This is a genomic window from Pantoea sp. CTOTU49201 (assembly GCF_032054795.1).
Lineage (GTDB): Bacteria > Pseudomonadota > Gammaproteobacteria > Enterobacterales > Enterobacteriaceae > Pantoea > Pantoea symbiotica.
Window position 1 is genome coordinate 1 of sequence record NZ_DAMBSA010000378.1, and the last position, 4,489, is coordinate 4,489.

At 58.8% G+C, this 4,489-nt stretch carries 5 protein-coding genes; 2 read left to right on the forward strand and 3 right to left on the reverse strand.

Annotation, left to right across the window (positions count from 1 at the left end; translation table 11 throughout):
* The coding region (locus RTY00_RS20365) for an aromatic amino acid lyase (protein WP_312665850.1) at nt 1-529 on the reverse strand (529 nt) is incomplete at its 3' end.
* 319 nt (nt 530-848) lie between these two features.
* On the opposite strand from RTY00_RS20365, the gene hutC reads away from it, so the two are divergent.
* Nucleotides 849-1,604 (forward strand): histidine utilization repressor, encoded by a 756-nt coding sequence (gene hutC / locus RTY00_RS20370; RefSeq protein WP_008102577.1) that lies wholly within the window; start codon nt 849-851, stop codon nt 1,602-1,604.
* On the opposite strand, the gene RTY00_RS20375 is transcribed toward hutC, so the two are convergent.
* Both RTY00_RS20375 and RTY00_RS20380 read right to left on the reverse strand, forming a co-directional pair.
* Nucleotides 1,588-2,127, reverse strand: coding sequence for a HutD family protein (locus tag RTY00_RS20375; protein ID WP_312665852.1), 540 nt, complete (start codon nt 2,125-2,127; stop codon nt 1,588-1,590). The two genes, hutC and RTY00_RS20375, sit on opposite strands and share 17 nt — an antisense overlap.
* On the reverse strand, nt 2,124-3,479 hold the full coding sequence (locus tag RTY00_RS20380; protein ID WP_312665854.1) for a formimidoylglutamate deiminase: 1,356 nt from the start codon (nt 3,477-3,479) through the stop codon (nt 2,124-2,126). The genes RTY00_RS20375 and RTY00_RS20380 overlap by 4 nt, the downstream gene beginning before the upstream one ends.
* An 85-nt stretch (nt 3,480-3,564) precedes the next feature.
* Here RTY00_RS20380 and hutI point away from each other — a divergent pair.
* The coding region (gene hutI, locus RTY00_RS20385) for an imidazolonepropionase (protein WP_312665856.1) at nt 3,565-4,489 on the forward strand (925 nt) is incomplete at its 3' end.

The window sequence follows — 4,489 nt, forward strand, 5'->3', positions numbered from 1 at the left end:
TAGCAGGAATTAATTCGCCCTCGACGCGTACCTGACCTTCGCCCAGCAGCATCAGCGACATATGTGCCAGCGGTGCCAGATCGCCTGACGCGCCCACCGAACCTTTCTCCGGAATGCACGGCATCACGCCCGCGTTGAACAGCGCCAGCAGCGCTTCAATCAGTTCGATGCGCACGCCAGAGTGACCGCGCGCCAGACTGATAATTTTGGTGGCAACCACCAGCCGCGCCACATTGTCCGGCAGCAAATCGCCCAGGCCAACGCTGTGCGACAGCACCAGATTGCGCTGCAGCTCTGCCAGCCGCGCCGAAGGGATCTGCGTCTGCGCCAGCTTGCCGAAACCGGTGTTGATGCCATACACCACTTTGCCGGATGCGACGATGGCATCAACGGTTTCATGGGCACGGGCAATCGCTGCGCGCGCTTCATCGGCCAACGTGAGCGTTACCTTGCTTTGATAAATGCAGCGCAAGGTCGCGAGGTCCACTTCACCGGGAACGAGGCGAATTTCCTGAACCGAACCTGACATAGTCTACTCCTGTCTATACAAGTGTTCTGGCATGAATTGGACGCCAATATTTTGCGATGTGGCTGTCCGATTTGCCGTGGATTGCGATGAGTGAAGCATAAGTGTCTAATCTTGTCTATACAAGTAGCAAGCGCTATGCCAGATTGTTCTTGTTCTGTGAAATGCGGCGCAAAGCGGTGAAACAGGCGCAACCGCAGCGTGATTGCACCGGAATGGCACGAAAGCTGCACCAATGCTGGGCGGATTGCACAATTAGATGTATATACATTTACCGGCTGAGACAGTAAACTTTGGGCATTATTCTTTAAAGGAACAGGAAATGGCGGAGCAAACAGCAGTAGCACAGCTGGCTGCGGCGATGGGCGATGAGCCTGCGCCGATTTACCAGCGGGTGAAGCAGGCAATCGTTAGCCAGATCCGTGAAGGCCACTGGAAAGCCAATCAGCGCGTGCCGTCTGAAAGTGAACTGGTGAACGAGCTGGGCGTCAGTCGTATGACCATTAACCGCGCGCTGCGTGAACTCACCAGCGAAGGTTTTCTGGTGCGCATGCAGGGCGTCGGCACCTTTGTCGCTGAGATGAAGGGCTACACCGCGATGCTGGAAGTGCACAACATCGCTGATGAAATTGCGCAGCGCGGTCATCGTCACAGCTGCAAGATTTTGTCGATTGGGCAGATGAAGGCCGATCCAGAACAGGCGGCGGTGCTGGGATTATCTACCGGGCAAACGCTGTTCCATTCGCTGATTGTGCATTACGAAAACGATCTGCCGGTGCAGCTGGAAGACCGTTTAGTCAATCCGCTGGTGGCGCCGGATTATCTCAGTCAGGATTATCATCAGCTGACGCCGTACACCTATTTGATGCGCGTCGCCCCGCTGACCGCCGGTGAGCATATTGTTGAAGCGGTGCTGCCGGATTTGCGCCAGCGTAAGCATCTGGCGCTGGATGAACATGAGCCGTGCCTGTTGATTCGTCGTCAGACGTGGAGCGACAACAAGATTGTGACCTACGCGCGCCTGTTGTATCCGGGATCGCGCTATAAGTTGCTGGGGCGCTTTAGAGGACATGGTTAAGCGTGACAAATAATAGTCTGGCATCCGACGTTTGTGGTGCCAGCTGTAGCTTTTCATCCAGCCACCACATCCCCTGATCCACCGCCAGATTTTCCCCAGTAGCAGTTTGCCATGTGCCCGCTATCACCCACGCCACGCCGTTTTCACTGCTGACCGTTTCCTGGGCGATGCTCACCGCAGAACGCCAGCTGTCGCGCCGCGTCATGATATTGAAATCCTGACAGCTGCCAGAAATTTTAGCTTCAATCGCCCATTCACCGGGAAACGCCCACGGCTGCAGCGGGATTAAGCGCTGCTGAGCCTGTTCACTCTCAAGTAAAACGCTGTCGCCATGCAGCAAGGTAATCACCCGATCGATGCCGGGGAAGGGCGAAAACGGCCCGTCGGCGGAGATAGTCGCGATGCTGGCGCGCCAGGCAAACTGCGCGTCGCCCGGCGGATAGCTAACGATTTCCCGCGTTTCACCGCCGCCGTTGCGCCAGCGGCTGACCGGAAGCTGGTCGTAGGCAAAACGGGTTCTCATTGCAACGCCCTCATCGCCTCGGCAAAGTTCGCTGCCGCGCGCTCTTCTGCCGCATGATGACCTGCGCTGATTACCTGTTTGCCCGCCACAAACACATCGCGGATCTGTTCACGCTGCCCGCCAAACAGCCAGCGGTTTAACAGCGATGCGCTGCTGACGCTGCTGAGGAAGGCGTCTTCTGCCAGCACCAGCCAGTCAGCACGTTTGCCAATCGCCAGTTCACCCGCCGACAAACCACACGCCTGCGCACCACCCTGTGCGGCTTGCTGCCACAGCAGATCGCCGACGGAAGGTTGATTGGGCAAGGTGATGCGGTTGCGACGACGATCGCGCAGTCGCTGACCGTACTCCAGCCAGCGCAACTCTTCCAGCGCGCTAAGCGACACGTGGCTGTCGGAGCCAATGCCCCAGCGGCCGCCGCGCGCGATGTATTCCACCGCCGGGAAAATGCCGTCGCCGAGATTGGCTTCCGTGGTCGGACACAAGCCCGCCACCGCGCCGCTCGCCGCCATGCGCTGAATTTCATCGTCATCAAGATGGGTAGCGTGAATCAAACACCAGCGCTGATCGACCTTGAAACGGTTTAGCAGCCAGGCCACCGGACGCTCGCCGCTCCACGCCAGGCTATCGTTAACCTCTTTCTCCTGTTCGGCGACGTGAATATGCACCGGCACACCCTGCGGGCAGGCGGCTAAGACCTCATGCATCTGCGCTTCATTCACCGCGCGCAGCGAATGGAAGCAGATGCCATGATTAAGCAGTGGCTTATCCGCGCTCCAGCTTGCCACGCGCTGCTGCTGTTGCAGATAGGCGTCGGTTTGCTGAATGAAACGGCGCTGGCCGTCGCTGGCCGGCTGCGAACCAAAACCGCTGTAGCTGTAGAGCACCGGCAGCAAGGTTTGGCCAATGCCAGCGTTCTCCGCCGCCGCCATCAATGCCAGCTGCATGGCATCATCGGCGTAAGGTTTGCCGTGTGGATCGTGATGCAAATAATGGAATTCCGCCACCTGGCTATAGCCGCCTTTCAGCATGTCGATGTAGAGATGCGTAGCGATAGCGCCAACCTGTTCGGGCGATAGGCGCTGCACCATGCGATACATCAGATCGCGCCATGTCCAGAAGCTGTCCTGCGGATCGCCCGCCACTTCGGCCAGTCCTGCCATCGCGCGCTGGAAGGCGTGTGAATGCAGATTCGCTATCGCTGGAATCACCGGTCCGGCAAGACGTGTGGCATCGCCGGGCTCGCTGTTGGGCGCGAGTTGTGTAATCTGTCCGGCTGCGTTGGTGGTAATCAGCACGCGCTCATGCCAGCCGTCGGCCAGCAGCGCGCGTGGGGCAAAATAGGTTGTCATGGTTGATCCTGCATGGCGAAAGGTTGTATATACATATACATACTTTGAAGCCTGGTGTAAATCGCCGAACGCGAAGGGGAGTGGGATGGCAGAAACAGAGCAGATCGACAGCCTGTGGCTGGGGGCCGACATCGTTACGATGCGTGACGGACACTACAATCTGATTGCCGACGGCGCGCTGGCGGTCGATCAGGGAAAACTGATTTGGGTGGGGCCGCGCAGCGAATGCCCGGCTTTTGCCGCGCGTGAACAGCACCAATTTTCCGGCGGCATCATCACGCCCGGTTTGGTGGATTGCCATACGCATCTGGTGTTTGGCGGCGATCGCAGCCAGGAGTTTGAGCAGCGTCTCAATGGTGTGAGCTATGCAGAAATCGCTGCGCAAGGCGGCGGCATTCTCTCCACGGTGCGCGCCACCCGCGCCGCTTCCCAGCAAGAGCTGGTAGCGAGTGCGCGCTGGCGGCTGGATCGCCTACTGGCGGAAGGCGTCACCACGGTGGAGATCAAATCCGGTTACGGTCTTGATGAAGCCAGCGAGCTGACTATGCTGCGCGCTATTCGTGAGCTGGCGGAAACGGTGCCCGCCGATGTGCAAGCTACTTGCCTGGCCGCTCACGGTTTCCCGCCGGAGTTTAAAGACAATCCGCAAGGCTGGATCGATATCATCTGTCAGCGCCTGTTACCGCAGGTGAAAGCCGAAGGTTTGGCGGATGCGGTAGATGCGTTTTGCGAGCATTTGGCCTTTTCTCCTGAGCAAGTTCGCACGGTATTTGATGCAGCCAAAGCATTGGGCATGCCGGTGAAACTGCACGCCGAGCAGCTTTCGGCGCTCGGCGGTGCGGCGCTGGCGGCGGGTTACGGTGCGCTCTCCGCCGATCATCTGGAATACGCTACCGAAGCCGACGCGCAAGCGATGGCGCAGCACGGCACCGTTGCGGTGTTGCTGCCGGGCGCATTTTATCTGCTGCGCGAAACTCAGCGTCCGCCGGTGGCGCTGTTCCGTGAACACG

What these genes read in the sequence shown, in the direction of transcription:
- hutC (WP_008102577.1), top strand. Translation starts at nt 849, where the DNA reads ATGGCGGAGCAAACAGCAGTAGCACAGCTGGCTGCGGCGATGGGCGAT.
- RTY00_RS20380 (WP_312665854.1), bottom strand. Translation starts at nt 3,479, where the DNA reads ATGACAACCTATTTTGCCCCACGCGCGCTGCTGGCCGACGGCTGGCAT.
- RTY00_RS20375 (WP_312665852.1), bottom strand. Translation starts at nt 2,127, where the DNA reads ATGAGAACCCGTTTTGCCTACGACCAGCTTCCGGTCAGCCGCTGGCGC.